The organism is Nocardia araoensis NBRC 100135, from assembly GCF_000308435.1.
Classification (GTDB): Bacteria; Actinomycetota; Actinomycetes; order Mycobacteriales; family Mycobacteriaceae; genus Nocardia; species Nocardia araoensis.
The window spans coordinates 1-24,567 of sequence record NZ_BAFR01000214.1 but is presented as its reverse complement, the minus strand read 5'-3'; the positions used below and the strand labels follow the sequence as shown (position 1 = coordinate 24,567).

The 24,567-nt window shown below is 69.0% G+C and carries 20 protein-coding genes and 1 pseudogene; 11 read left to right on the top strand and 10 right to left on the bottom strand.

What is annotated here, in order from left to right:
• Positions 1-5 precede the first annotated feature (5 nt).
• A complete protein-coding gene (locus ON21_RS40665) occupies positions 6-128 on the top strand; it encodes a hypothetical protein (protein ID WP_281032705.1) in 123 nt (40 codons plus the stop codon).
• 233 nt (positions 129-361) lie between these two features.
• Here ON21_RS40665 and ON21_RS40275 read toward each other — a convergent pair.
• Positions 362-496, bottom strand: a pseudogene (locus ON21_RS40275) (helix-turn-helix domain-containing protein); the annotation flags it as partial.
• Between the two features lie 357 nt (positions 497-853).
• On the opposite strand from ON21_RS40275, the gene ON21_RS28725 reads away from it, so the two are divergent.
• Positions 854-1,321 carry a hypothetical protein gene (locus tag ON21_RS28725; protein ID WP_245562776.1) on the top strand — a complete coding sequence of 156 codons (468 nt, stop codon included), beginning with the start codon at positions 854-856 and terminating at the stop codon, positions 1,319-1,321.
• Between the two features lie 400 nt (positions 1,322-1,721).
• Entirely contained in the window at positions 1,722-3,545 is a 1,824-nt protein-coding gene (locus ON21_RS28720) for a DUF2339 domain-containing protein (protein WP_083880946.1), read from the top strand.
• 20 nt (positions 3,546-3,565) lie between these two features.
• Here ON21_RS28720 and ON21_RS28715 read toward each other — a convergent pair whose 3' ends face one another.
• The 4 genes from ON21_RS28715 to ON21_RS28700 are packed head-to-tail and all read right to left on the bottom strand — an operon-like array spanning position 3,566 to position 9,505.
• Positions 3,566-6,562, bottom strand: a complete 2,997-nt coding sequence (locus ON21_RS28715) for an MMPL family transporter (RefSeq protein WP_039802984.1) — start codon at positions 6,560-6,562, stop codon at positions 3,566-3,568.
• Positions 6,562-7,290: an NYN domain-containing protein gene (locus ON21_RS28710; RefSeq protein WP_039802982.1), complete on the bottom strand. Its 729-nt coding sequence runs from the start codon at positions 7,288-7,290 to the stop codon at positions 6,562-6,564. Before ON21_RS28710 ends, ON21_RS28715 begins: the two co-directional genes overlap by 1 nt.
• Positions 7,287-8,099, bottom strand: coding sequence for a tRNA (guanosine(46)-N7)-methyltransferase TrmB (gene trmB, locus ON21_RS28705; RefSeq protein ID WP_039802981.1), 813 nt, complete (start codon positions 8,097-8,099; stop codon positions 7,287-7,289). The genes ON21_RS28710 and trmB overlap by 4 nt, the downstream gene beginning before the upstream one ends.
• A 59-nt stretch (positions 8,100-8,158) precedes the next feature.
• A complete protein-coding gene (locus ON21_RS28700; protein ID WP_051021439.1) occupies positions 8,159-9,505 on the bottom strand; it encodes a lipase family protein in 1,347 nt (448 codons plus the stop codon).
• Positions 9,506-9,657: 152 nt separating this feature from the next.
• Here ON21_RS28700 and ON21_RS28695 point away from each other — a divergent pair, with 152 nt between their 5' ends.
• The 4 genes from ON21_RS28695 (at position 9,658) to ON21_RS28680 (ending at position 15,241) form a co-directional block, all read left to right on the top strand.
• Positions 9,658-10,440, top strand: a complete 783-nt coding sequence (locus ON21_RS28695; protein ID WP_039802977.1) for an SDR family oxidoreductase — start codon at positions 9,658-9,660, stop codon at positions 10,438-10,440.
• Positions 10,441-10,500: 60 nt separating this feature from the next.
• Entirely contained in the window at positions 10,501-11,634 is a 1,134-nt protein-coding gene (locus ON21_RS28690) for a P-loop NTPase family protein (protein ID WP_039802976.1), read from the top strand.
• Entirely contained in the window at positions 11,621-13,189 is a 1,569-nt protein-coding gene (locus ON21_RS28685) for a hypothetical protein (RefSeq protein ID WP_039802975.1), read from the top strand. Before ON21_RS28690 ends, ON21_RS28685 begins: the two co-directional genes overlap by 14 nt.
• 219 nt (positions 13,190-13,408) lie before the next feature.
• Positions 13,409-15,241, top strand: a complete 1,833-nt coding sequence (locus ON21_RS28680) for a phosphoenolpyruvate carboxykinase (GTP) (protein ID WP_039802974.1) — start codon at positions 13,409-13,411, stop codon at positions 15,239-15,241.
• Positions 15,242-15,517: 276 nt separating this feature from the next.
• Here the strand turns inward: ON21_RS28680 and ON21_RS28675 are convergent, their stop codons facing one another.
• Both ON21_RS28675 and ON21_RS28670 read right to left on the bottom strand, forming a co-directional pair.
• On the bottom strand, positions 15,518-16,282 hold the full coding sequence (locus ON21_RS28675; protein WP_039802973.1) for a hypothetical protein: 765 nt from the start codon (positions 16,280-16,282) through the stop codon (positions 15,518-15,520).
• Between the two features lie 101 nt (positions 16,283-16,383).
• Positions 16,384-17,136 (bottom strand): HD domain-containing protein, encoded by a 753-nt coding sequence (locus ON21_RS28670; protein WP_039802972.1) that lies wholly within the window; start codon positions 17,134-17,136, stop codon positions 16,384-16,386.
• Positions 17,137-17,250: 114 nt separating this feature from the next.
• Between ON21_RS28670 and ON21_RS28665 the strand changes: the two genes are divergently transcribed.
• Entirely contained in the window at positions 17,251-18,198 is a 948-nt protein-coding gene (locus tag ON21_RS28665; protein WP_083880944.1) for a GlxA family transcriptional regulator, read from the top strand.
• Positions 18,199-18,542: 344 nt separating this feature from the next.
• Positions 18,543-18,746 (top strand): hypothetical protein, encoded by a 204-nt coding sequence (locus ON21_RS28660; protein WP_039802969.1) that lies wholly within the window; start codon positions 18,543-18,545, stop codon positions 18,744-18,746.
• Here the strand turns inward: ON21_RS28660 and ON21_RS28655 are convergent, their stop codons facing one another.
• A complete protein-coding gene (locus ON21_RS28655) occupies positions 18,747-20,192 on the bottom strand; it encodes an aldehyde dehydrogenase (protein WP_039802967.1) in 1,446 nt (481 codons plus the stop codon). It lies immediately after the preceding gene.
• A gap of 209 nt (positions 20,193-20,401) precedes the next feature.
• On the opposite strand from ON21_RS28655, the gene ON21_RS28650 reads away from it, so the two are divergent.
• Positions 20,402-20,713: a hypothetical protein gene (locus ON21_RS28650; protein WP_039802966.1), complete on the top strand. Its 312-nt coding sequence runs from the start codon at positions 20,402-20,404 to the stop codon at positions 20,711-20,713.
• Here the strand turns inward: ON21_RS28650 and ON21_RS28645 are convergent.
• The gene (locus tag ON21_RS28645) at positions 20,710-21,495 is read right to left on the bottom strand and encodes a class I SAM-dependent methyltransferase (RefSeq protein WP_051021435.1); all 786 of its coding nucleotides are present in this window, start codon (positions 21,493-21,495) and stop codon (positions 20,710-20,712) included. The genes ON21_RS28650 and ON21_RS28645 overlap by 4 nt on opposite strands.
• Positions 21,496-21,610: 115 nt before the next feature.
• Here ON21_RS28645 and ON21_RS28640 point away from each other — a divergent pair, with 115 nt between their 5' ends.
• Positions 21,611-22,783: a glycosyltransferase family 4 protein gene (locus tag ON21_RS28640; RefSeq protein ID WP_039802964.1), complete on the top strand. Its 1,173-nt coding sequence runs from the start codon at positions 21,611-21,613 to the stop codon at positions 22,781-22,783.
• Between the two features lie 65 nt (positions 22,784-22,848).
• Here ON21_RS28640 and ON21_RS28635 read toward each other — a convergent pair whose 3' ends face one another.
• Positions 22,849-24,372 carry an MmpA family trehalose lipid delivery protein gene (locus tag ON21_RS28635; RefSeq protein ID WP_505763832.1) on the bottom strand — a complete coding sequence of 508 codons (1,524 nt, stop codon included), beginning with the start codon at positions 24,370-24,372 and terminating at the stop codon, positions 22,849-22,851.
• Between the last annotated feature and the right edge of the window lie 195 nt (positions 24,373-24,567).

Below are 24,567 nucleotides of genomic sequence, written 5' to 3'. Positions count from 1 at the left end.
ATCCGGTGACCCAGTACATCCTGGCCAGCAACTCGTTGGCGGGCGCAACCGAACCGTTGCGTGCCGCGTGCACGGTGGCGCGCAGCTGGGTCAATCCCGGGGGAAGGATCGAGGTCAGCAATTCGTAACGGCCCGACCAGTAGGCGCCCCAGGCGTATTCGACCGCACGCCGGCCGTCGTCGAGGCTGACCGCCTCCTCTTCCCTGGTCTCGCCGAGTAGGTCGTCGACCGGCGTCAGCGCGCGGCGGATGGCCACGATGCCCGCGTCCGGGTTGGTGGACGGCACGCCTTGGCGCTTGCCGATCAGATCGGCGATGTCCACGTCCAGGGCCCGCGCGATCTTCTGCAAGCTGGCGATGGAGGCGGTTTGCCTGCCACCCTGCTCGAGCTTGCGGACCAGATCCACGCTGACCTCCGCCTGGTCGGCGAGCTGGCGCTGCGTGAGCGCCTTGCCGCGGAACTGGCGGATCCGAACTCCGATCGACGATTCGTCCATACCCAAGTCCTTTTGTTAAATCTGGGTTTCAGAGTACGACGCTATGTTATCTGCGACTACCGAAGTGGGACATTGCGTACGACTCGTTCGCTGCTGGTTGGAATACCGTTGCCTTTCTGCAACTTTGACTGCAAAGGGCGGCGGCAATGAAAACCATGCCGAAGAACACCGTGCAGGCCGGGCGCGCCGATCGCGCGCGCCGGCCCGGTGCACAGACCACGCGACCGCAGCGCCACAGCGCAATTCGCTCGGTACGCCACGTCAGCGCTCTTCCCGCGAATACCGGGACCCGGATGCGCGACAAGCGCGGGTTGCTACACCGAACGTCCGTCGTTTCGTCCGAATTCGGCTACTGCGATGCGGAGTAAGGCGATGTTCGAGGGCTGTCACAACTCCCAGGAAGTCGCGCATCTGCTGCGGCATACCTACGGGCTTCCGGTTCAGCTGCTGGCCGGACGCCCGACGATCACCACCGGCTCCATCATCGGCGCGCTCGTCATGCCGCCGGAACTGGGCCGCAAGGTGCTCGTTCAGCTGGACCGAAACCACACCGCACCAGTCATCGCCGACCCCGGGGAGCGCGCGTGGACCTTTCTCGTCACGCCCCCGAGCCCGGCTCGGCCGGTCGAGGTCGCGGTCCGGCGCTGTCTCGCCGGACATGGGGTCACGGTGGTTCCCGGCGGTCGCATGATCCTGCTGCCCAGCTCCGACTCGGCTCTGGGCTGGCACTGGGCGGGCGAGCCCGCGCCGGGCGTCCTGCGCATGCCGCCGCGCGCCGCGGTGATCGACGCCGTGCACGAGGTCGTCGGGTTGCGCACCTACTGACCACCTGGCGCGACCGGCCCTCATCCGACTGCCCGGGTGAGGGCCGGTCGGGCGGTGGTCCGACAGCCGGGTAGAACCCGCCTGTCTACCAGGGGTAACTACTCATGCCCGCGCGCATCGCGGTGACCAGCATGAAGTCATGACTACCTCGATCGATCCGGCGTTGCTCGCGCGGCTCTCCGGCGAGTTCACCACCCTGGGGACGCAACTGGGCGTGCTCGGGCGGGATCTGGGATTGCTGCGTGAGCAGGTCGTCGCGGCTACCGGCGTCTCGGTGCGTCCGGGCTCGTCCGGCATGGCAGGTGCGGGCGGGTCGGGGGATGTACCTGGATCGGCGTCCGGCGCGCCTGGTGAGCTACCCGGCACGTCTGGTGTGGGCGGATCCGTTGCGGTGCCACCTATGACGTCGCCGTGGCCGGGCCGACCGCAGGCGGCCGGTGTGCCGGTTCCACCTCCGCAGCCCGCGTATGTTCCGCGTTTCGCCCCGCCGCCCGGTAGTGCCTGGGGTGGCGCTCCGTGGCCGCCGAACGCGCGGGGAGCGGTGCCGCCTCGTCCGCCTGTCCCGCCGCGCGCGGTGCCACACATGCCGTGGTGGCAGCGTGACGGGGTGATCAGCCGGATCCTGGCGTTGGCCGGAGTCGCGGTGACGTTGATCGGCGTGGCGATGCTGCTGGTCTTGGCCGCCCAGGCGGGATTCTTCGGGCCGGTGCCGAGAGTGCTTGCCGGGGCGGTCGTCTCGGCGGCACTGGTGGGTGCGGGCGTGCGGGTCTTCCGGCGGACCGGCGGACGGGTCGGCGGTATCGCACTGGCGGCCACCGGCATCGCGGGCGCGTATCTCGAGGTCGTCGCGGTGACCGCCATCTACCACTGGCTGCATCCGGTGCTCGGGCTCGCGGTCGCCTTCGGTGTCGCCGCCGCGGGCGTCGGTTCGGCGATGCGGTGGCGCTCACAGCCGTTCGCCGTTCTGGTGGTGCTCGCCGCGGCGGCGTTGTCTCCGGTGGTGACCACGCGGCCGGTACTGCTCGCTTTCTTGATCGTGTTGCAGTTGGCCTGCGTACCGGTGCAATTGACGCGAGACTGGCCGTATCTGCATGTGGCACGGACATTGCCCGCCGTACTGGCGACGTTCGTATTCGTCGCGGGTGCGATTCTCGGTACTCCCGCCGCGGGCGAGCGCACCTGGGTGCTCGTGGCCGCGGTGGCGGTCGCTTCCGTAGGGGTCACCGGGACGATCGTCGTCGTCCGGCACCGGCCTGCCGATCTCACCGCCTCTCTGACGATGGCGGCGGCGCTCGTGCCGATTCTGCTCGCACCTGGAATGTATTCCGACCGGCTCGTCGCGGTGTCGGTGGCGTCGATCGTCGCCGCGGTGCTTCTGCTCGTCGCCGCGGTGGGCATGGTGCCGAAAGCGCGTGTGCTGTTCCCGATTCCGGGACACACGGCCCTCGTGGCCGCCGTCGCGGGGTCGATCGCGCTGCTCGAGGCGTGTGTCGGCGCCACCGAGACGCGGACGCTGCCCACCGCTCTGCTGCTGGTGGCGTTGATCTTCCTCGGCGTCGCAGGCCAGCGGATGTCCCGCGCGGTGGCATGTCTCGGCGCGGCGTTCGCTGTGCTCGGCGGCTTGACGCTGCTCAATGTCGCAAGCCCGGGAGTGCTTGCCTCGCAACACCGCTCGGAGGCGAACCTGGGCGTGGCGACGGTGCTCGGCGCGACGCTGGCCCTCGCGGTGGCCACGGTGGCGCTGTGGTGCGCGCGGCGGTTGGCGGGCCAGGCCGCGGGCGGCGCGTGGCCATGGATCGCCGCGAGCGTCGCCGGACTCTACGCGGTGACCACGACCACGGTCTCCATCGGCGTCGCGACCGGAGCGCCGAACGGGTTTCTCCTCGGCCACAGCGCCGCGACGATCCTGTGGATGGCAGCGGCGACCGGCGCCCTGCTGTTCGGACTGCGCGAACTCGCCGCCGCGCCCGCGGTCGCCAAACTCGCCTTGGGTTCCGGATTACCGGTCACGGCAGCCGCACTGGCCAAACTGTTCCTCTTCGACTTGGCCACCCTGGACGGCCTGGTCCGCGTCGCGGCCTTCCTCGTGGTCGGCATTCTCCTGCTCGTGGCAGGCACCCGCTACGCCCGTGCCTTCGCCGACGCGGGAGCCGGCAGCGATGGCACGGCGACGACCGCCGCGAAGCAGCCGGAGAAGCCCGACGAAACTGGTCGACAAAGCTGACCGATCGCAGCGGCGACCGCTCACTCGCGATCGCGGCGGCGCAGCAGTTCGTTCACGCTCACCGTGCGGCCGTCGCCGCCGTGGTGCCTACCCTCTTCGGACACCCGGCCGATGTGGCGACGTGAGGAGCGAAGTTCGGCCATCCAGCTCTCGATGCTGCTGCGGTTGGTGGTGTCCGGTCCGTTGTACGGCTCCGCGGGAGCCTCGGGCTCGGGGGCGCGGTGCGCGGGACCGTCGGAAGCGGCAGGATCCTCGGGCGGCAGGTGACGCGCCGGACGGGCAGCGCCGGGCTCCTGCTGTGCGAGGTCGATGGTCGGATCCTGCGCGATGCCGGACAGCAGGCGCGGTTCCGGCACGTGAGTCGGGCGTGGGGCAGGTGGCGTGATCGGCGAGACAGTGGGACGCAGACTCGGCTCGGGCAGGGTCACCGACGGCACACCGGCGAGCGATGCGTGCGGGTCCTGCGGCAGGCCGGTGGGCGGCGCCGGTCGCGGCGGCCGCTGCTCCGCCTGGTCGGGTGTCGCACGAGGATCGTTCGGGGCCTGCGAGATCCGCCGCGGGCGAATCGGTTCACCCTGCGGCGGTGTGGAATTCCGCGGCGGTTCCGGCCGCTGCCTGGCCGGATCGAGCGGCGGCGGCGCGGGCGGCGCCTGCGGTGCGGGCGACGGCGGTACCCGGTCCAGCCGCCTGGTCGGGGCCTCGGCCTCGATCTCGGCGACCGTGCGCGGCTTGCGCCTGCGCGGCATCTTGTTGGCGGCGGCGACCGCGGGGATCTGCATGGTCACCGGATCGGTGATCGGCGTGGTCTTCACCAGGTCGACGACATCGCTGCCGCCGACTCGCTCGTCGTCGAGAATGGGTTCGCCGAGACCGACCTTCTCCTGCACCTTCTTCATCCAAGCCGGAGCCCACCAGCAGTCGTCGCCGAGCAGCTTCATGGTGGCCGGGACGAGCAGCATACGCAGCACGGTCGCGTCGATGAACAGCGCGGCGATCATGCCGTAGGCGATGTACTGCATCATCACCAGGTCGGAGAAGGCGAACGCGCCGGTGACGACGAGCAGGATCAACGCGGCCGCGGTGATGATCCGACCGGTCTGCGCGGTGCCGATCCGCACCGCCTCGGTGGTGCTCGCGCCCTGAGCGCGCGCCTCGACCATGCGCGACATCAGGAAGACCTCGTAGTCGGTCGACAGGCCGTAGATGATCGCGATGATCAGCACCAGCACCGGCGACATGATGGGCTGCGGAGTGAAGTTCAACAACCCGGCGCCGTGGCCATCGATGAAGATCCAGGTGAGGATGCCGAGCGTGGACCCGAGACCGAGGGCGCTCATCAGCGCGGCCTTGATCGGCAACACCAACGAGCCGAAGGTCAGGAACATCAACAGCGTCGTCACGAACAGGACGAGCGCGATCATCAAGGGCATCCGGCTCAGCAGCGCGTCGATGCTGTCCTTCTGGATCGTCGGCTGACCGCCCACGAGCATGGTGACGCCGTCGGGTATCTCGAGCGAGCGGAGATACTCGATGGTCGGATCGGAGTCCTCCGAATTGGTCAACGTGACGGAAGTCTTGTAAATGGTCTTGTCGTTGGGGGCCGTGCTGGGGGGGTAAGCGAATTCGCCCGCCAACCCGGGCGCTTTGCTCGCCTCTTTCACCACCTTGCCCACATCGGTAGCGCGGCTGGGACTGTCGACCACGAAGACCAGTTCGATCGGATCCGATTTGCGCAGTGGGAAGACCGTGTCGAACTCTTTCTGCGCCAGCCGGGTCGGATTGTCCGGCGGCAGATACCGCTCGTTGATGCCGCCGAAACTGAGGTTCTTGACGGGGATGATCAGCAGCAGCAGGACGATGCACAGCGGGATCGCGATCTTGAGCGGATGCTTCATCACCCAGCGGGTGGTACGCCCCCAGATGCCGTTCTCCACCTCGTCGGCGGTCTTCGTCTTACGGAACCGCTTGAGGCCGAGCATGTCGACGCGCTTGCCGAGCACCGCCAGCATGGCGGGCAGGACGGTGATGGAGGTCAGCGCCGCCAGCGAGACCGTCGCGATGGCGCCATAGGCGACCGATTTCAAGAAGCCTTGTGGGAACAGCAGCATGCCGCCGAGGCTGGCGACGATCATCGTCGCGGAGAACACCACGGTGCGGCCCGCCGTCATCACCGATCGGCGGACCGCGACTCTGGTGTCGTACCCCTCGGCGAGTTCCTCGCGGAATCGGCTCACGATGAACAGGCCGTAGTCGATGGCCAAGCCGAGGCCGATCATCGAGACGACCGGCGAGACGAACGAATTCACCTCGGTGAATTCGGTGATGAAGCGGACGATCCCCCAAGCGCCGATCACGGTGAGACCGCCGACGATCAATGGCAATCCGGCGGCGACGATACCGCCGAAGATGAAGAACAGCAGGATGGCCACCGCCGGAATGGCGAGGATCTCCATGCGCTTCTGGTCGTCGGCCATGGTGTCGTTGAGCGTGCCCGCCACGGCTTGCAGACCCGTCACCTGCACATCCACGCCGGGGATGAAGAAGACGTTCTTCACCTTCCGGTAGTTGCGCACCATCTCGGTGTCGTTGTCGCCCTTGATGGCGATGGAGGCGAAGGCGTACTTCTTGTCCTTGGAGCCGAAAACGGAGGCCTGGACCGGAATGTTCTGGTCGTTGCGCCAGTAGATACCGTTGATCTTGGTGATCTCGTCGGGATGTTCGCGGGGCAGACTCCCGAGATTCTCGATGATCTTGCCGCTGAATTCCGGATCATCGATGGTCTTGCCCTCCGGCGCCGTGTACAACACGATGACGTCGGAGGTGTGATCCCGTTCGAAGGCACCGTCTTTGATCCGCGCCGCGCGCGCCGACTCCGAGGTCGGATCGTCCCACCCGCTGGAGCTGAGGTGGTCCTCCAACCCGAGGCCGTAGCCACCGAGAGCCAGAAGACCGGCCACGACCACGCCGATGACGGCGAAACGCAGCCGGTATACCAGATCGCCCCAGCGTGTGAACACTAAGCGACTCCTTGGGCGGGGCGAGAGGTGAGCAGTGCCGACAGCGGCCGGAACGGCTGCAGCCAGGCACCCTCGTCGGGCAGCGAGTCGAGGCTCACCCGGGGCAGCGGTTCACGGAACACGCCCGGAATGTCCTCGAGGTCGATGAATTCGAGAGTATCGGATGTGACGGCCCAACTCGCGTGCTCGCGGAAGCCGAGCACCTGAACCGGCACTCCTTTGGCGGCGAGCGCTTCCAGCGGCTCGCGGAACGCCTGCCCGTCGGCGGAGGCGACCATGATGCCCGCCAGACCGGCGCCGCGGCTGCGGAGGGCGATGTGCGCCAGCATGTCGGCGTCGACATCGGAGTCCTCATCGATCTTCGGCTTGGCGAAGACCGCGTACCCCACGTTGCGCAGCGCCTCCACCCAGGGCCGCACGACGTCGGCGGTGCCGGGTGCGATGTTGGTGAAGACGGTGGCCTCTGGTTCCACCCGGTGCATCGCGCCCACCGACAGTTCGGCGGTCCTGGCCAGCAGCCAGCGGCCGAGCGCGTCGAACCGCGGGCGGTAGGCGGCGGTCGGCCGACCGCCCAGAATGGCGCCGAGGCCCATGTCGAGGTTCGGGGCGTCCCACACCAGCAGGACGCGGCGCACGTCCGGCCCCGAGCTGCCCAGACCTTCCGCTCCGCCGCCGTGCACCTCCCCGGCAACATCGACCACTTCGTGGGCCATTTCACTGACGCTCATCGGTCGATCTTCCCCCATATGAGCTCTGTGATGGCGCTACCGGCGCGATGTGCCTTGCCCTCGAATTTCGTGACGGGCCGCTCGAATCCGATCGGCGCGGTGGAGCGATGCTCCGCGCTGATCCCGCCCGTGTTCTCGTTCAGTCCTTTGAGCAGGGGTTCCGCCATGCCGACCGCGTGGATGTGCTCGGCGTAGCCGGCATGGTCGGTGGCGACGTGCAGCACGCCGCCCGGCTTCAGTCGATTGGCGATCAGCGCGACCGTCGCGGGTTGCAGCAGCCGCCGCTTGTGATGGCGAGCCTTCGGCCACGGGTCGGGAAAGAACACCCGGACACCGGTCAGCGACTCTTCAGCAATCATGTTCTCCAGCACGTCGACCGCGTCTCCGCGCAGCAGGCGGATGTTCTCGATCCCTTCGCGCTCGACGCGCTGCACCAGCTGCGCGAGGCCGGGCTGGTAGACCTCGATGCCGATCAGGTTCAGGTGCGGTTCGGCCTGCGCCATGGCGGCTGTCGCGGTGCCCGTGCCGCAGCCGATCTCGATGACCAGCGGCGCCTCGCGGCCGAACCAGGCGGCCGCATCCAGCGGCTCGTCGGCGACCTCGCGGCCGATCGAGGGCCACATCCGGTCCCAGGATTGCTGCTGGGTCGCGGTCAGCGCGCCCCTGCGCGACCGGAAGCTGGTGACTCGTGGGTACAGGCGGGAGCCGGTCTTGTGCCTGGGCCCGCCCTCGGCCGGAGCCGAAGTTGTGGACGGCGGGCCCGGAACTGACTCGGCAGTATGGTTCGCGGCGTCGTTCACGGCGTCCATTGTCCAGCATCCGGCGATCCGTGCGGCAAGCGGTTGCGCCCAGGCCGCTGAGCAGGAGGTCAGGCGGCGCGCGCGGGCGCGATCCTGGCGGCGGTCGGCCGTTGCTGACGCAGTGGTCTTCCGAGCGCGACCTTGACCGCGGTCACCGCCATCTCCAGCAGGCCGCGCACGCCGGAGGGCGAAGCGGCGACCGACCAGACGGTGCTGTCGCCGACGTCGCTCACCGGTTGCCCGGCGAATCGGTCGGCCAGCCAGTCCAGGCTGATCGGCGTGGACAGCGGCAGCAGCGAGAAGTGCTCGCTCAACCGGTCGCGGACGTAGGTCACCGCCGCGCCGCCGCGGCGGTACCGGGCCACCTGGCCGTCGATGCCCTCGATGTGGATGACCTGGTCGTGGATGGGTTGCACCACCAGCAGCGGGCAGGCGGGCGTCGCGTTGCCGAGCCGCAGATCGTCGAACATCGCCCGCAACTCCGGGGTGTCGAGTACCTCGGCGAGCGGGCGGTCGAGGAAGTCGTCCACCTTCTTGCCCGCCAGCCCGAGGATCGCGCCGACCGGTGTCGCGTTCTCCGCGCGGACGACGAACCGGTGGCCCTCCGGGCTGAGTTCGTTGTCGATCAGCGAGCTCAACGCGGGATACAGCCTGCGCAGGGCGGCGATGACGATGGCGGGCAGGCCCGCGTAGGGCGTGCCGTTGAGCCGGTCGAAGACTTGGCGCGGATCGCCGACCGGTGCGCCGAGCACCGCGCCGACGATGTCGAGTTCCGGGGCGTAGGTCGGCGCCATCTCGACCGCCCAAGAGCTGGCCATGCCGCCGCCGGAGTAGCCCCACACCGCGACGCGGGTTTCCGGGCCGAGCCCGAGGGGGGCGAAGCGCAGGGCGGCGCGGATGCCGTCGAGCGCGCGGTAGCCGGGCTCGCGCGGCGCGCCGAAGTTCCCGTGCGGTCCCTCGTGGTCGGCGATGCTCACCGCCCAGCCGCGTCGCAGCGCGTTCGCGACCAGGAGCCATTCGAGCTGGGTGATCGAACCGAGCGCCCGCGCGCCGTGACGCAGGGCGTACGACGGGGAGCACTTCTCGCTCACCGCGTCCATCGCGGTCTGGAAGGCCAGCAGCGGGCGATCCTCGTCCGGTTCGGCGTCGATCGGCAGCAGGACCGTGGTGATCGCCGCTTCCGGCGCCCCGTGCAGATCACAGCTGCGGTAGAGTAGCTGCCAGGCCGAGACCCGCTGCGGGACAATCCCGAACAGCGCCACTTCGATCTTCCTGCTGCGCAGGATGGTGCCCGGCGCCTTGGCCGCGAATCCTTTCGGCGGTCGATGGAACGGGTCCGTGCTGGGCAGCAAGGGCTTGCGGTCCGCAGGACAGGCGGGCTCCGGGTCGACAGCGCCGATGACGTTCGCGGTCATCGCAACCTCCTCATCGTCGAGGTCGGTTTGCCGCATGCGAAAGTTCAAGCTGCGCACCGGTTATGGTGCCGACCACTTCAGCAGGGTAAGTGACCGACCGGGCCTCTGGGAACCCCGCGGCACGCGGCATCCCCGGCACTAGACTCCCCGGCATGAGCAGACCGACAGTATTCATCACCGGCGCGGCGGCCGGTATCGGGCGGGCCACGGCCTTGCTTTTCGCTGCGCAGGGATACCAGGTCGGGGCTTACGACATCGATGAGGTCGGGCTGACCAGGCTTTCAGGTGATATCACAGCCAAGGGTGGCGTGGTCCACACCGGGGTACTCGATGTGACGAACGCCACGCAGTGGGCGGAGCGACTGGCGGAGTTCCACGCGGCGACGGGACGGTTGGACATCCTGGTCAACAACGCGGGAATCCTGCGCGCGGGTCCGTTCGAGGAGATCGACCTCGCCGCCCACCGGGCGATCGTGGAAGTCAACGTGGTCGGCGTGCTCACCGGCACGCACAGCGCGTTCCGCTACCTGCGCGACACCCCGGGCGCGCAGGTCGTCAACCTCTGCTCGGCCTCGGCCATCTACGGTCAGGCCGAACTCGCCAGCTACGGTGCGACCAAATCCGCGGTCAAGAGTTTCACCGAGGCGCTGGACCTGGAATGGGAGCGCCACGACATCCGGGTGCTCGCGATCTGGCCGCTGTTCGTGGCCACGGCCATGGTGGACGGCGTGACGACCGGGACGACGAAGTCGCTGGGCGTGCGGCTGACTGCCGACGACGTCGCCGAGGGGATCTGGGAGGCCACCCGCAAGCGCGCCCGGCTGCCGAAGGTGCACTACGAGATCGGTACCCAGGCGAAGGTGCTGGCGACGGTGGGGAAGTACGCGCCGAACTGGATGGTGCGCACCGCGAACAAGTACTTCAGCGGCAGCTGAGCCCGTCCCGCGAGCCGACTTCTGACAGAATTGCGCACCATAAAAGGGGGTGTGTGCCGCATGCCGACAGCCACTGATTCCGATGGGCCGCTGCGGGAGCGCGGCGTGCCCACTTCCGCGCACGATCAGCTCGACAAGATGCTCGCCGAGCTCCGCTTCGGCACGGGGCGTGATCCGCAGATCGGGTACGCCGCGGCGGCGGCCGTCAGCGCCTGGCGCAAACCGCCGCGCATCCAGGTGACCGGGCGCGCGCACGCGGGGCGGACAACTGTCCTGCACGCGCTCGCGCTCATGTCGGCGGTGGAGACCGATCCGGTGGACCGGCCCGGGGCGCCCGATCCCGAACTCGACGCCGACATCGTCGTCTACGTGCTGTCGGCCGCGCCGACGCCCGCCGATCGAAGGGTGCTGGCCACGCTGCCGCCGCAGCGCACGATCGCGGTGCTGAACAAGGCCGACGCGATCGGCTCCCGCTGGGGCGATGCGGTGGCCGCGGCCCAGCAGTACGGCACGCAGCTGCGGATTCCGGTGGTTCCGGTGGTCGCGTCGCTGGCGGTGCGCACCAGGGCGGGCGCGCTGACCGGCGCCGAGCTCGATCTGCTGCGCAAGCTCGCCGCCGAAGCCGACCCCGCGCTGCTGCTCGCGCCGGACCTGTTCGTCGCACCGGGGCCGGACGCCGCCGAGCGCGCGGAACTGCTGCGCCGCTGGGACCTGTACGGCGTGGCCTGCGCGTGCACGGCCCTGCGCCACGATCCGGGTCTGGCTCCGCAGGCGCTGCTGCAGATCCTGCATGCGGCCAGCGGCATCGACGCGCTCCACCAATTGCTGCACCGCCGGTACGAGCAGGTGTCCGCGCTGCGCGGCGGCGAGCTGCTCGACGAGCTGGCCCGCCTGGCCGCCCGCGCGGTCCCGGAGGAGGGGGGCCGCGCGCGCGACCTCCTGGAGTCCTATCTCTACAGCGATGACGCCGTCTGGCTCGGGCTCTGCGCCGGTCTGGCCGGGCCCGAAGTGGCCCATCTCGCCGCGGGGTATTCCGGGCCCGCTCCTTCCGACGCCGACGACGCGCTGGCTCGCGCCACGCGCTGGCGCGCCGTCGTCACCAGCGATATGCCCCCTGCCGCCCGCCGCGCCGCGTTGCGGGTACACAACGGGTACGTCCGACTATGGGAACGGATGAGCAGTGCCGGTCTCTGAGCCTCCGGAATCGGAGGCGAGCGCAGCTGCCGCGGTGGATGGTGACTCCACCGACGGCGAAGGTGAGCGACCCGGCCAGGCCGCCGCGCTCGTCCCCGAGCTCGCGGCCGTGGTGGAGCGCTGGAATCCGCAGGGTATGGCGCTGCTGCGTGCGGTGCAGGACTCCGGCGCCGCGGGTGCGGTCACGGTGATCGGTCCCGCCGACGTCAACACGACCTTGTTGCGTACCGAGCTGGCCCGGTTCGAGCCGCGCCTCACGCTGTCCGAGCCGCGCGCCGACGCCGCCTCGGAGACCGCCCCGCCCGCGGTGGCGTTGATCCTGCTCGACGCGGGCACCATCATCGGCGCGGACACACTGGAGGTGATAGGCCGGTTGCGCGCCGACGGCGCCCGCCTGCTGCTGGCCATGAACGGCATCCACGCCCATCAGGACTGGCGTGCGGTACGGGACCGCGACCTGGAGTTGCTCGCCACGCTGGGCGCGGGCGACCTGGACATCCTGCCGGTCTCGGCGCGGCTCGCGGCCGCCGCGCGCACCGCGGGTGACGCCGGGCTGCTCGATCGATCCGGTGTCGGCGCACTGCACGCACAGCTCACGGCGGCCGCCGCGGCGGGGGGTGACCGGCCGCGCGCGGTGACCGAGCGGGTCCTGGCCGATACGCGTCAGCGGGTGGCCGAGCAGGTGGCGGTGCTGCGCTCCGGTGCAGAACCGGCCCGGTTGCGCGAGGAACGCGCGGTCCTGCTGGCCGGTCGTGACGGTGGACGAGCCACCGCGATGTCCACCCTGCGCGGGCAGCTGCACCTGGCCCGGGTTGATCTGATGACCGAGATCGGCGCGAGCATCCGAGCACTGCACACCGCCGTGCGCGCCGAGCTCGATCGGCTGCGCCCCGCCGATCTCGGCGGCTACCCGGTCCGGCTGCAGCAGTCCGTCACCGAGCTGACCGGCGCGCTCGACCACGTCATCGACCAGCGCATCGCCGAACTGAGCGCCCGGGTCGAGAGCACGGATCGGAGTGCGCCGGCCCGGCGGCGCGACCCGGCCCCTCGGGTCGGCCCGGATCCCGAGCCCCGCCATCGGGGTGTCGAAGATCACCTTATGATCGCGCTCGGCGCGTCGGCCGGTGTCGGTCTCGGTCGCTTGCTGGTTGCTCCGTTCTCCCTCGTCCCGGCCCTGGACGTCGCGAGCGTGCCGGTAACGCTGCTGCTCGGCGGCGGTGCGGCGGCGTGGGTGGTGCGTGCCCGCCGCCAGCTGGCCGATCGAGCGCATATCCGGCAATGGGTCGCCGACGCGTTGGTCAATGTGAAAGCGCAGCTCGAGCAGCGTGTTGTCACCGCACTCGTGGAAGCGGAGACCGTTCTGGCAGATCACGTGGTTCAGGCAAGCACCGCGCGAATGGTGGAGACGGATCGCCGGGTGGCCCGGCTGGAGGCGGAATTGCGCCGGATGGCGGCCGAGCAGCCGGGGCAGCTCGCCGCATGCGAGCGGGATGTCCGGATCCTCGACCGCTGGATCTCACCTGTTGAAATAAGCGACCGATTGGGTACACAGTGAGGAACCCGATACCGTACCGGCCGTCACATCGCGTTAACCTCTATTCAGGAACTTGGGCGTCCGCTAAGTCCTGATCTGCCGCCCTCCTGGGGTGCGCGTTCGACCGGTCGGAGCGGGCGCCTTCCCGCCAACGGTGGCGCTCGGTGCATTCGCGCTGGTCATGGGCCTAGGGCTTAGGCGGCGAAGCATCGAATAGCCGCCCATCTCAGGAGAGTTTTCATGACGTCAGCGACCATTCCTGGTCTTCGTGGATCCGACGGCAAGGCGCCGACCGAGCACAGCGAACTACTCGCCTGGGTACAAGAAGTCGCCGAACTCACCCAACCCGATCGAGTGGTGTGGGCGGACGGCTCCGACGAGGAATGGGAGCGGCTCACCGAGCAGCTCGTCGCGGCGGGGACGTTCAAGCGTCTGGACGAGAAGAAGAAGCCGAACTCCTTCCTCGCCCTCTCCGATCCCTCCGACGTGGCCCGGGTGGAGTCCCGCACGTTCATCTGTTCGAAGACCGAGGCCGACGCGGGCCCGACCAACAACTGGGTCGACCCGGCCGAGATGCGCGCCAGGATGACCGAGCTGTACCGGGGCTCGATGAAGGGCCGCACCATGTACGTGGTGCCGTTCTGCATGGGGCCGCTGGGCGCCGAGGACCCGAAGCTGGGCGTCGAGATCACCGACTCCGAGTACGTCGTCGTGTCGATGCGCGTGATGACCCGCATGGGCGCGGCCGCCCTGGAGAAGCTGGGCGCCGACCGCCCGTTCGTGAAGGCGCTGCACTCCGTCGGCGCGCCGCTGGCCGACGGCCAGGCCGACGTGCCGTGGCCGTGCAACGACACCAAGTACATCACCCACTTCCCCGAGGACCGGGAGATCTGGAGCTACGGCTCCGGCTACGGCGGCAACGCGCTGCTCGGCAAGAAGTGCTACTCGCTGCGGATCGCCTCGGCGATGGCCCACGACGAGGGCTGGCTGGCCGAGCACATGCTGATCCTGAAGCTGATCTCCCCGGAGAACAAGGCTTACTACATCGCCGCCGCGTTCCCCAGCGCCTGCGGCAAGACCAACCTCGCGATGATCCAGCCGACCGTGCCTGGCTGGCGCGCGGAGACCCTTGGCGACGACATCGCCTGGATGCGCTTCGGCAAGGACGGCCGCCTCTACGCGGTGAACCCCGAGTTCGGCTTCTTCGGCGTCGCGCCCGGCACCAACCGCAGCTCCAACCCGAACGCCATGGCCACCATGGAGGCGGGCAACACGGTCTACACCAACGTCGCGCTGACCGACGACAACGACGTCTGGTGGGAGGGCCTGGAAGGCGAGCCCGATCACCTGATCGACTGGAAGGGCAACGACTGGTACCAGCGGGAGACCGAGACGCTGGCCGCTCACCCGAACTCGCGCTACTGCACGCCGATGGCGCAGTGCCCGATCCTGGCGCCGGAGTGGGACGACCCGCAGGGCGTGCCGATCTCGGCGATCCTGTTCGGCGGCCGTCGCAAGACCACCGTCCCGCTGGTCACCGAGTCCTTCGACTGGCAGCACGGCGTGTTCATGGGCGCCACGCTGTCCTCCGAGCAGACCGCCGCCGCCGAGGGCAAGGTCGGCACCGTGCGCCGCGACCCGATGGCCATGCTGCCGTTCATGGGCTACCACGTCGGCGACTACCTGGGCCACTGGATCAACGTCGGCAAGAACGCCGACGCGGACAAGCTGCCCAAGATCTTCTACGTGAACTGGTTCCGCCGCGGCGACGACGGCCGCTTCCTGTGGCCCGGCTTCGGTGAGAACTCCCGCGTGCTGGAGTGGATCATCGGCCGCATCGAGGGTTCCGCCGAAGCCGAGGCGACCGCCATCGGCAACGTGCCGACCGCAGCGCAGCTCGACCTGAAGGGGCTGGACGTCGACGCCAAGGACGTCGACGAGGCGCTCGCGGTGAACGCCGACGAGTGGCGCAAGGAGATCCCGCTCATCGAGGAGTGGTTCGAGTTCGTCGGTGACAAGCTGCCTTCCGGCGTGCGCGACGAGTTCGAGGCGCTCAAGCAGCGTCTGGGCTGACACTCCACCCAAAGTAGCATTCGCCCGCACCATCCGGCAGATGGTGCGGGCGATTTGTTTTGCGAGCCAAATGTTTTGCGTGGTGCGCAAGGCAATCCGCCTGGGCGACAGCGGGTTCGGGAAGGCGGCTTCGCCTCCGCCGGAGCGCGGGCAGGCGTCATGCGCGACCCGCCGCGGTGTGCCGCGATGTGCCGCGCCGGTCGAGGCCGTCGGCGGGCAAGGCTCCCTGATGGCGCCCTTTCATCGCGGCGGTGCCGCGTCGATACGCGGCGGCGGTTACGACAGTCCGGCGGATTCGAGTTGATCCAGGATTTCCGACACTCGGGCGTGAATCAATTTCATGCCGGGGACGAGCGGCACATCGTCATCGGTGTCCGGAACATCGACGACGACGGTTGGCGCGAGTCGGTTGTTATAGGTGAGCTGCGACTGTGTGAAGCCGGGGCGAAGCCGTAAACGGAAATGTTTGAAAACGGCTCCCGGCACGAGTTCGTGAATTGACGAACCCGGGGTGTCCACAACTTCGTAGTCATCCGACGGGGCGAAAATAAGCTCGGTCCTGAAATGGTTGGCGACATGCACCCGGCGGTGTTTGTCTCGGTCGACGAGTATGCAGAGAAGGCCCAGGGGGTGATGTGTCGGCCGCGGGTCGTGGTAAGGCTGATGACGCAGAATTACCGCTGTGGTCACCGGGTCGAATATCTCCTGAACGACTATTTCCTCCCCTTCGCTGTTCGTGCTGCTCAGCAATATGGGAAAATGCTCGGCGTGCGGATGGACCGCGTGGTCGAGGGCGGCCTGCAGGTTGGTGAGCGCATCACCGGTGATGAGGGCCCATTCATCGGGCACATCGGATACGCTTACCGCCGCTACCTGGCAGTCGATCTCGTTCTCGTATTCGATGCTCGGGGAAAGGTCGACCCGAACCTGAACCGGGTTCGCCTTCCGGTATTCCGCGATCCTGCGTTCGAGGTCGTTGATGTGGTGCCCCGCGCGAGCGAGCTTTTGTCGCGCGCTTGCGATGCCGGTGACACCGTTCATAACATCGAGCATACTCACCGGGCTGAGGTGTTCTGCTCTTTCTGTGCCGACGAAGAGGGCGGATGTGCAGTTCCGCGAGGCAAACGCATAGAGCGGCTTCGTTATTCGGCGAACGGGGACATACGGACCATGGCCAGGAATCCCGCGCTGTTCAGCCAGTGCGTCCGGCCCTTCGGCACAGCCTTCGCTTCGGCTCGGAAGGCGGCGACGACGTGTCGCTTGAATTCCAGTCGCGGATGTCGGCGCAGCAGTTCGCTGACCCAGTCCCGGTCCAGTTCCGCCAGCCGTGTTCCGAGCACGTCCACCGACGCTCCCGCGGAGACGAAGCCGCCCGCGTCGCTGAGATCGGCGGCGACGCCGGGGGTGATGTGGGCGGCGATGGCCGCGCCGATCGCTTCGGCTCGCTCCGGCGGCGCGCCCGCATCGAGTGCGAGTGCGGCGGCTCGTTCGCCGCCGACCACCGCGAAACATCTTTCTGGCGTGGGGTGTTCGAGTCGCAGGTCGTGCAGTAGGCAGGAGACGTAGACGAGTTCGTCGTCGTAGGCGGCGCCATCGAGATCGGCCAGGACCCGTCCGAAGTAGTAGGTCCGCAGCGAATGGTTCAGCACGTGCGGCGACAGCGACTCCCTGGCCTCGGTCTCCGCTGCGACGGCCAGCTCGGAATCGGGTAACCGCAGACCGGCGAACTCCAGTTTTCCGCGTCCCCGCCTGCCGAGTGCCAGCCGGACCCGATTGGCCGCCATGCCGGGCAGCGTGCGGGCGGTCGCGACGGCCAATCCGGCGCGTTGTCCGTTCGACAGAGCGCCCCCGGTGCGGGTGGCCCATGCCCAGTCGAGGCCCGTCGGTGCGGCCACGATGCCCTCCTTCTGGTCGGAACTCGGTGTGCACTGAAGTCAAGCGTGTGTCGAGATCCGCGACGAGTGGCGGAAACGACAGTATTACTCGGATTCATGCCAAACTGGGGGACGATGAAGCAAGTGGTGGCGCTCGCGCTGGACGGAGTGATGGCCTTCGACCTGGCCTGCGCCGTTCAGGCGTTCCGGCACGGGCCGGGCAAGACGGGTGAGCCGTTCGGGTTCGAGATGCGGACCTGCGGATTGCGTCCCGGCCCGGTGTGGACGCCGAACGGCTTCGAATTGCGGGTGGAGCACGGGCTGGAGGCGCTGGCGGAAGCCGATGTCGTCGTCGTGCCGGGGATCGGCATCCCGACGCTGCCCACTCCACGGGCGGCGCTGACCGCATTGCGCGGCGCGGCTGCGCGCGGCGCGACCATGGTGAGCATCTGCGTCGGGGCATTCGTCCTCGCCGAGGCCGGACTGCTGGACGGACGACGCGCGACTACGCACTGGGCCTATTGCGACGAGTTCGCCGAGCTGTATCCGGCGGTGCGGTTGGACCCCACGGCCCTGTACGTGGACGACGGTGACGTGCTGACCTCGGCCGGGCTGTCGGCGGGCCTCGACCTGTGTCTGCACATCGTGCGCCGCGAGCTGGGCGCGCACGCGGCGGCGCAGCTGGCCAGATGGAATGTCACCGCGCCGCACCGGGAAGGCGGTCAGGCGCAATACATTCCGGACGCACCGGCCGCGCGCGCCGATGGCGGTCTCGCCGCGACGCTGGCCTGGGCGGCGGCGGAACCTGCTGCGGCGGTGGATGTTTCGTCGCTGGCCGCGCACGCGCTGATGAGCGAGCGCACCTTCATCCGCCGCTTCAAGGCGGAAGTCGGCACCACGCCGCGGCGTTGGCTGGATGCCCAGCGCACCGTCCGGGCGCGCGAACTGTTGGAAACCACGCGTTTGCCAGTGGAAGTCGTCGCGGCGAAGGCCGGATTCGGCAGCGTCACCGCGCTGCGGGTGCACCTGCGTGCGGCGACGGGAGCCACACCGGCCGCGTATCGCCGGTCACTGGGCCGGTGAGCGCGCCGCGCCGAATTACTCGGCTCGGCGAAAGCCATTGCGGTATAGGTGATTCGGCCGTAGCGAGTTTCGCACTCCACGGATGGGCCTGCGGGATGGTGTCCGGCGTCACAGCAGTGTCCGTGAGATTCCCGCGGATCGATCGGTTTAGCCGGATGGAAAAGGGGGTAATGATCTTGTCGAGAGATTTCGTGTATTCGTAACCTATGCTTGGCGTGTTCTTCCTTCCGCACCACCCAGTCGGATTACTGGCGGTTAACTGATCGACTGAAGGACTTCCATACCGATATCGGACCCGCGATGCCGCGGCGCACGGCGAGATCGACGCGAGAGGTGGATGGAGCATGGCCGATCTGGAGACGACGACGTCGGTTGCCCCGATGGTGGCCGAATTCGAGTTGGCGACCGTGAGTACCCCGCTGCGCCGGGCCGCTGGACGGCTGCGGGCGGTGCTGCCGCCCGGGTGGTGCGTCGAGATCGTCGACGCACCACCCCGGCGCTACGGCAATCGCGCGCCGCTGCTGCGGGTGGTCATGCCACCGGAGTGATCACCCGGTCCAGCCGAGCGGCATGAGCAGCGACTTCTGCTCGCAGAACGAATCGAGACCCTCCGGGCCGTTCTCGCGTCCCAGTCCGGAGGCCTTGTAGCCGCCGAACGGCGAAGTCGGGTCGAACGCATACCAATTGATCGCGTAGGTGCCGGTGCGCACCCGCGCCGCGATCTCGGCGCCGTGCTCGATGTCGGTGGTCCAGACCGAGCCCGCGAGACCGTAGACCGAGTCGTTGGCGATGGCCACGGCCTCGTCCTCGGTCTCGTACGGGATGACCGACAGCACCGGCCCGAAGATCTCCTCCTGGGCGATGGTCGACTTGTTGTCCACGTCGGCGAAGATCGTCGGCTCGACGAACCAGCCCCGGTCCAGCCCCTCCGGGCGGCCGCCGCCGAGCACGAGTCGCGCACCCTCGGCCTTGCCCTTGGCGATATAGCCCTCCACCCGTTCGCGCTGGCGTTCGGAGATCAGCGGGCCCAGCTGCACGCTCGGGTCGTTCGGGTCGCCCACCTTCATCGTCTTCACGTGTTCGACCAGCGCGTCGAGGATTTCGTCGTACCGGCTGCGCGGCGCGAGGATGCGGGTCTGTGCGACGCAGCCCTGCCCGCTGTTCATCAGGCCGGAGAACGCCAGCACCGGAATGTTGGCCGCGACGTCCATATCGGGCAGCAGGATCGCCGCCGATTTGCCGCCGAGTTCGAGCGAGACGCTCTTGAGCTGACCGGTGGCGATGGCGCCGATCTTGCGGCCGACCGCGGTGCTTCCGGTGAAGGTCACCTTGTCCACGCCGGGGTGCGAGACGAGGTACTCGGCCGCGTCCGGCTCGGCGGGCAGCACGGACAGCACGCCTTCGGGCAGACAGGCCTCGGTGAAGATGTCGGCGACCATGTTCGCCGTGATGGGCGTCAGCGGGGCGGGCTTGAGCACCATGGTGCAGCCGGCCAGCAGGGCGGGCGCGAGCTTGTTCACCGCGAGGAACAGGGGGACGTTCCACGCGGTCACCGCCGCGACGACACCACGGGGCTCGCGGGTGACGCGCGTGGTGCCGAACCCGCCGACCCGGGTCTCCGACCACGGGAAGGACTCCGCCAGGGCTGCGTAGGCGTCCAGCGCGGCGACCGCGGGGAGCTGGTTCAGCGTCATCGCGATCATCTGCGGGGCGCCGACCTCGGCGATCAGCGCGGCGAGCAGGTCGGCGGAGCGCTGTTCGATCAGTCGGGCGGCGCGGGTGAGTACCTCGGCTCGCTCCTTCGGGGGCGTGGCGGGCCACGGGCCGTGGTCGAAGGCGTGCCTGGCCGCGGCGACCGCGGCGTCGACATCGGCCCGGCTCACCGCCGGGACGCTGCCCACCGGCTCGACCGTGGCCGGCGAGATGACCTGGATGCGCTCGGCGGTGGCTGGCGCGGTCCAGCGGCCGCCGATGAACAAGCTGTCGTAGTGCATGAGAACACGTTACAGTTTTTGCTCTCTATTGTCTGTAACCTGTTCCAGTTTTGCGGCGCGGCGACGCCCTGGCCAGTGTGAATTCCGACCTCTCGGTTCGCTTTTCGCAGAACGCACTATTGCGTTCTGTTGCTGGAAAGAGGATGCTGTAGCGACATATCAGCTCGCTCCATTACCGAACCGTTACCGCAAACTGGGGAGTCCGAGTCATGGCGGTGCAAGTGATCGGCCGGTCGCTGATGACCAGTGATCAAACCGAGCATCAGGCTAAGTGTGTCGGCAGCGGCGGGTGGGTGGTCTCCTTCCTACCCGGACGCACCCTGACGATCGAGCAGGCGACGGCGGCTATGCAGGCCGCGGAGGCGGTCGCCGCCGTAGGAATGCTCGCCGACCTGGTCGGCCTCACCACGCTCGAGACCGTCGGGTTGGCTATGCGCGAATCGCCGTGGAGCGAGCCCGTGCACGCCCCATGCGGAAAGCGGCACTGGCGTCGCGGATGGCTGGAACCTTACTTCAGCTAACTTTTGGTTGCCACCACGACCAGGTTGCTCACAAGTAACTCGCGCACCATAGGCACCCGGACCAGCCACCACGCCCAGCGGGGGTGATAGCGCGGGAAGACGGTGTGCACCTCCGCTGGAGTGCCTGCCGCCCAGCGCAATCCATCCGCCGCCCGCACCGCGAACAGTGACGTGCCGAACCTGTTCTTGGGTTCGCGCCCGTGCTTGCGCCGATACCGCCGGGCGGCGTACTCGCCACCGAGGTAGTGCCACGGTCCGGTCTCGTGGCCGCCGAACGGGCCGTGCCACACCGTGTAGGAGAGCACGATCAACCCGCCCGGCCTGGTCACCCGCACCATCTCGTCGGCCATGACCCACGGCTTCGAGACGTGCTCGGCGACATTCGACGAGAAACAGATGTCGACCGCGTCGTCGCGGAACGGCAGCGCCATCCCGGACCCGCGGACCGCGCCCGCCACCGAGAGGCCCGCGGCGTGCATCTCCGTGGGGTCGGGCTCCACCGGGATGTAGCGAGCCCCCGTACGGGCGAACTCGTCCGCGAAGTAGCCCGGACCGCCGCCGACGTCGAGTATCGTCGTTCCGTCCAGGGACCGGCCGGTGAGATCGGCGTAGAAGTCGGCGATCAGCGCCGCGCTGTCGGCGGCCAGACCCCCGTAGAACAGGGCCGGGTCGGTCTGCTCGAACCGGAAGCTACCGAGCAGGCGCAGGGACCGGCGCAGGGTCGCCCGGCGGGCGAACCGGGGCTGGCTGCTGCGTGTCGGCGTCTTCGCGGCTTTGAGCACGGCGCCGAGTCTCGCACAACCCCGATGCTGGGCTGCTCGGGCGGGTGCTCGGGTTAGGGTGTAGCGCGACAACCGACGTTCCCACCGGGACCCACTGACCGAGAGAAGCTCCACCGTGCGCGAAGTCCTCCTGCTCTGCTGGCGTGACACCGGGCACCCGCAGGGCGGCGGCAGCGAGCGGTACCTCGAGCAGGTCGGCGCGCAGCTGGCGGCACGCGGGGTCAAAGTCACCCTGCGCACCGCCCGCTATCCCGGCGCGGCGCGGCGCGAGCGCGTCGACGGCATCGATATCAGCAGGGCGGGCGGACGCTACACGGTGTATCCGCGCGCGCTCGCCGCGCTCCTGCTCGGCAAGATCGGTCTCGGCTCGTTGCGCGGCGTGCGGCCGGACGCGGTGATCGATACCCAGAACGGCATACCGTTCTTCGCCACCGCCGTCACCGCGGCCCCGTCGGTGGTGCTGGTGCACCACGGTCACCGTGAGCAGTGGCCGGTGGCGGGCAGGCTGGTCGGCCGCGTCGGCTGGTGGATCGAGTCTCGGCTGTCGCCCCGCGTGCACCGCCGTAATCAATATCTGACCGTTTCGCTGCCGTCGGCGGAGGAATTGGCCACGCTCGGTGTGGACCGTTCCCGCATCGCGGTGGTTCGCAACGGAGCCGAACCTGTTCCAGTGGATGCACCCACCGGCGCCCAGGAAACCCGCACTGCCGCACCCACTGTCGTGGTGCTCTCCCGTTTGGTGCCGCACAAGCAGATCGAAGACGCGCTCGCGGCCGTGGCCCGGCTACGCCACCGCATCCCCGGTCTGCGCCTCGACGTGATCGGCGACGGCTGGTGGGCGGACAATCTGCGGGACAACGCCGTCGAACTCGGCATCGCCGACGCGGTCACCTTCCACGGGCACGTGGACGAGCGGCGCAAACACGAACTCCTCGCCCGCGCATGGGTGCACGTGCTGCCTTCCCGGAAGGAAGGGTGGGGGCTCGCGGTGATCGAGGCGGCCCAACACGGTGTCCCGACGGTCGGCTACCGCAGTTCGCGCGGACTCACCGACTCCATCGTGGACGGAGCCACCGGAATCCTGGTCGACGACGTCGCCCAGCTGTCCGATGCCGTCGGCGACCTGCTCGACGATCCGGGCGCACGCACGGTCATGGGGGAGAAGGCCCGCGCCCGCGCTCGCGAATTCTCTTGGGAGCAAACCGGAAACGGAGTCTACGAAGTGCTGGCGGCGGCTGCCCGAGGCGAGCACACGAGCGGGTTGATCGCGCCACGGACGGTCGACTGAACAACGCCTCGGCCGGAGTCGGCAGCTTCGGGACCTTTACCGCGCCTTCGGGTCGGCGGTGTGCGTCAGTTCCGCATTCTCCTGCGGTGTCGCGTGCGTGCGCCGAGGGCAGCAAGTGGGCCCGCGATGAGCAACGCCCCCCACAGCAAGTGGGTTGCCGCGGCGACGGAGCGTTGCGTGGTCGTCGATGTATCGCGCTCGACGACATCGGGCACGCGATACAGCGCGAGGTCGGCGTCCTCGTAGACCCGCTCGAGCTGGGCGAGGGTCGACGCCGATGCGCCGAGCGGCCCTGGGGTGGTTCGTTCGACGAGAACCCAACCCACGCCGAAGCGGGCCAGGTCCGTGGGCGGCCCACCGTGCAGCAGCAGGTTCTCGATCTCTCTGGCGCGGGCGCCTTCACCGGAGACCGTACGTCCGCGCACCGGCAATTCGCCCGTCTGCAAGACGTCGTTGGGCAGCATGCGCGGGGCCGGGTCGAGCACGGGGGCCGCGCCGCTGTAGCGGAACTTGCGGAACATTCCACCTGGCAGCACCGCAACGTCGCCTGGGCCGTCCATCCTTATGGCGACCTGCTGCCAACCGCCGGGATAGTGCACCGGCCGCACAGCGCCGCCGACGCCCCAGGCGAGGTCGTAGAGCGGCAACACGATAAGCGCTACGAATACCCCTGTGACCATTGTCGTGATGACCGGAGAGGCCGTCGTGGGCCGGTCCGGCGTCGCGTCCGAGTGCACGGGGAGAAGACGCCGGGCCGTCATCGCGCAGCCTGCCGCCGCGGACAGGGCGAAAGCGGGCATGGCAAGGGCGACGTACTTCTGGGTGTCGCGCAGCAGACCCGCGCCGGGCACGTGGGCGACCAGCCACTCCAGGGCGTGCATGCCCCACACGGTCGCGCCGAGCGCGGGGAACAGGATCGCGACCGCCGCGAGCGCCAGCAATGCCCGGCGGACGTGGCGGTTGTCGGGATCGGCCCCGCCGGTAGCCACGGAGCGCACGCCCAGTGCGACTATCGCCAGCAGCACCAGCGTGCCGACCGCGGCCAGCGGCGTGGTGCGGGAGTCCGGTACCGCCTCGGAGTTCCAGATCCCGCCGAGACCGGCCAGGCTCCCGAGCGTGCCCAGACCGGGTTCGGCCCGCGCGGCGAAGGCCGCGATGCCCGCGGGATCGGATGGCTCCGCGCCCGCACTGGACAGCGCGGTCGCGGCCAGCCATGGCGCGGAGGCGGCCAGCCAGAGGACGAACGTCGCGGCGAGGTGTCGTCGATGGACCAGGGCGAAGGCCGTCACGCCCGCCAGCAGCGCTCCGGTCGGGGTGAGTCCGGCCGCGGCGAGCGATCCGGCCAGGGCCGCCCAGGTGGATGCCGTTCGGGCGGTCGCGCGCGACGCCGTCGTGACGCTGAGCCGATTGGACCCGCCCCTGCCCGCCGTGCCGGTTGATTCGGAGCTGCGCGGATGTTCGGCTGAATCGGCCGACGCGGTGTTGTCGGAACGATTGGACGAGCCGGGCGCTGCTGGTTGCCAGCGGGGCTCGGCGGGGTCGGCTGCCGCTACCCCGCCGGGGTGACTGGGTGAGTGACGCGTAGCCAGCGGTGGTTCGACTCGGCCGGTCGGCCCGATCTGCCCACGGGCCTCGCTGGTGTCGGCCGGTGCGACTCCGCTCGGACGATCGGACAGCTGGCGCCCAGTCGGCGGTGCTTCCGCTGGGACGGGTGTTTCGGAATGCGTGCCAGTATCGGTGTCAGCCGGCGCAGTTCCGCTGGGGCGATCGAATGTGTCCGCGGT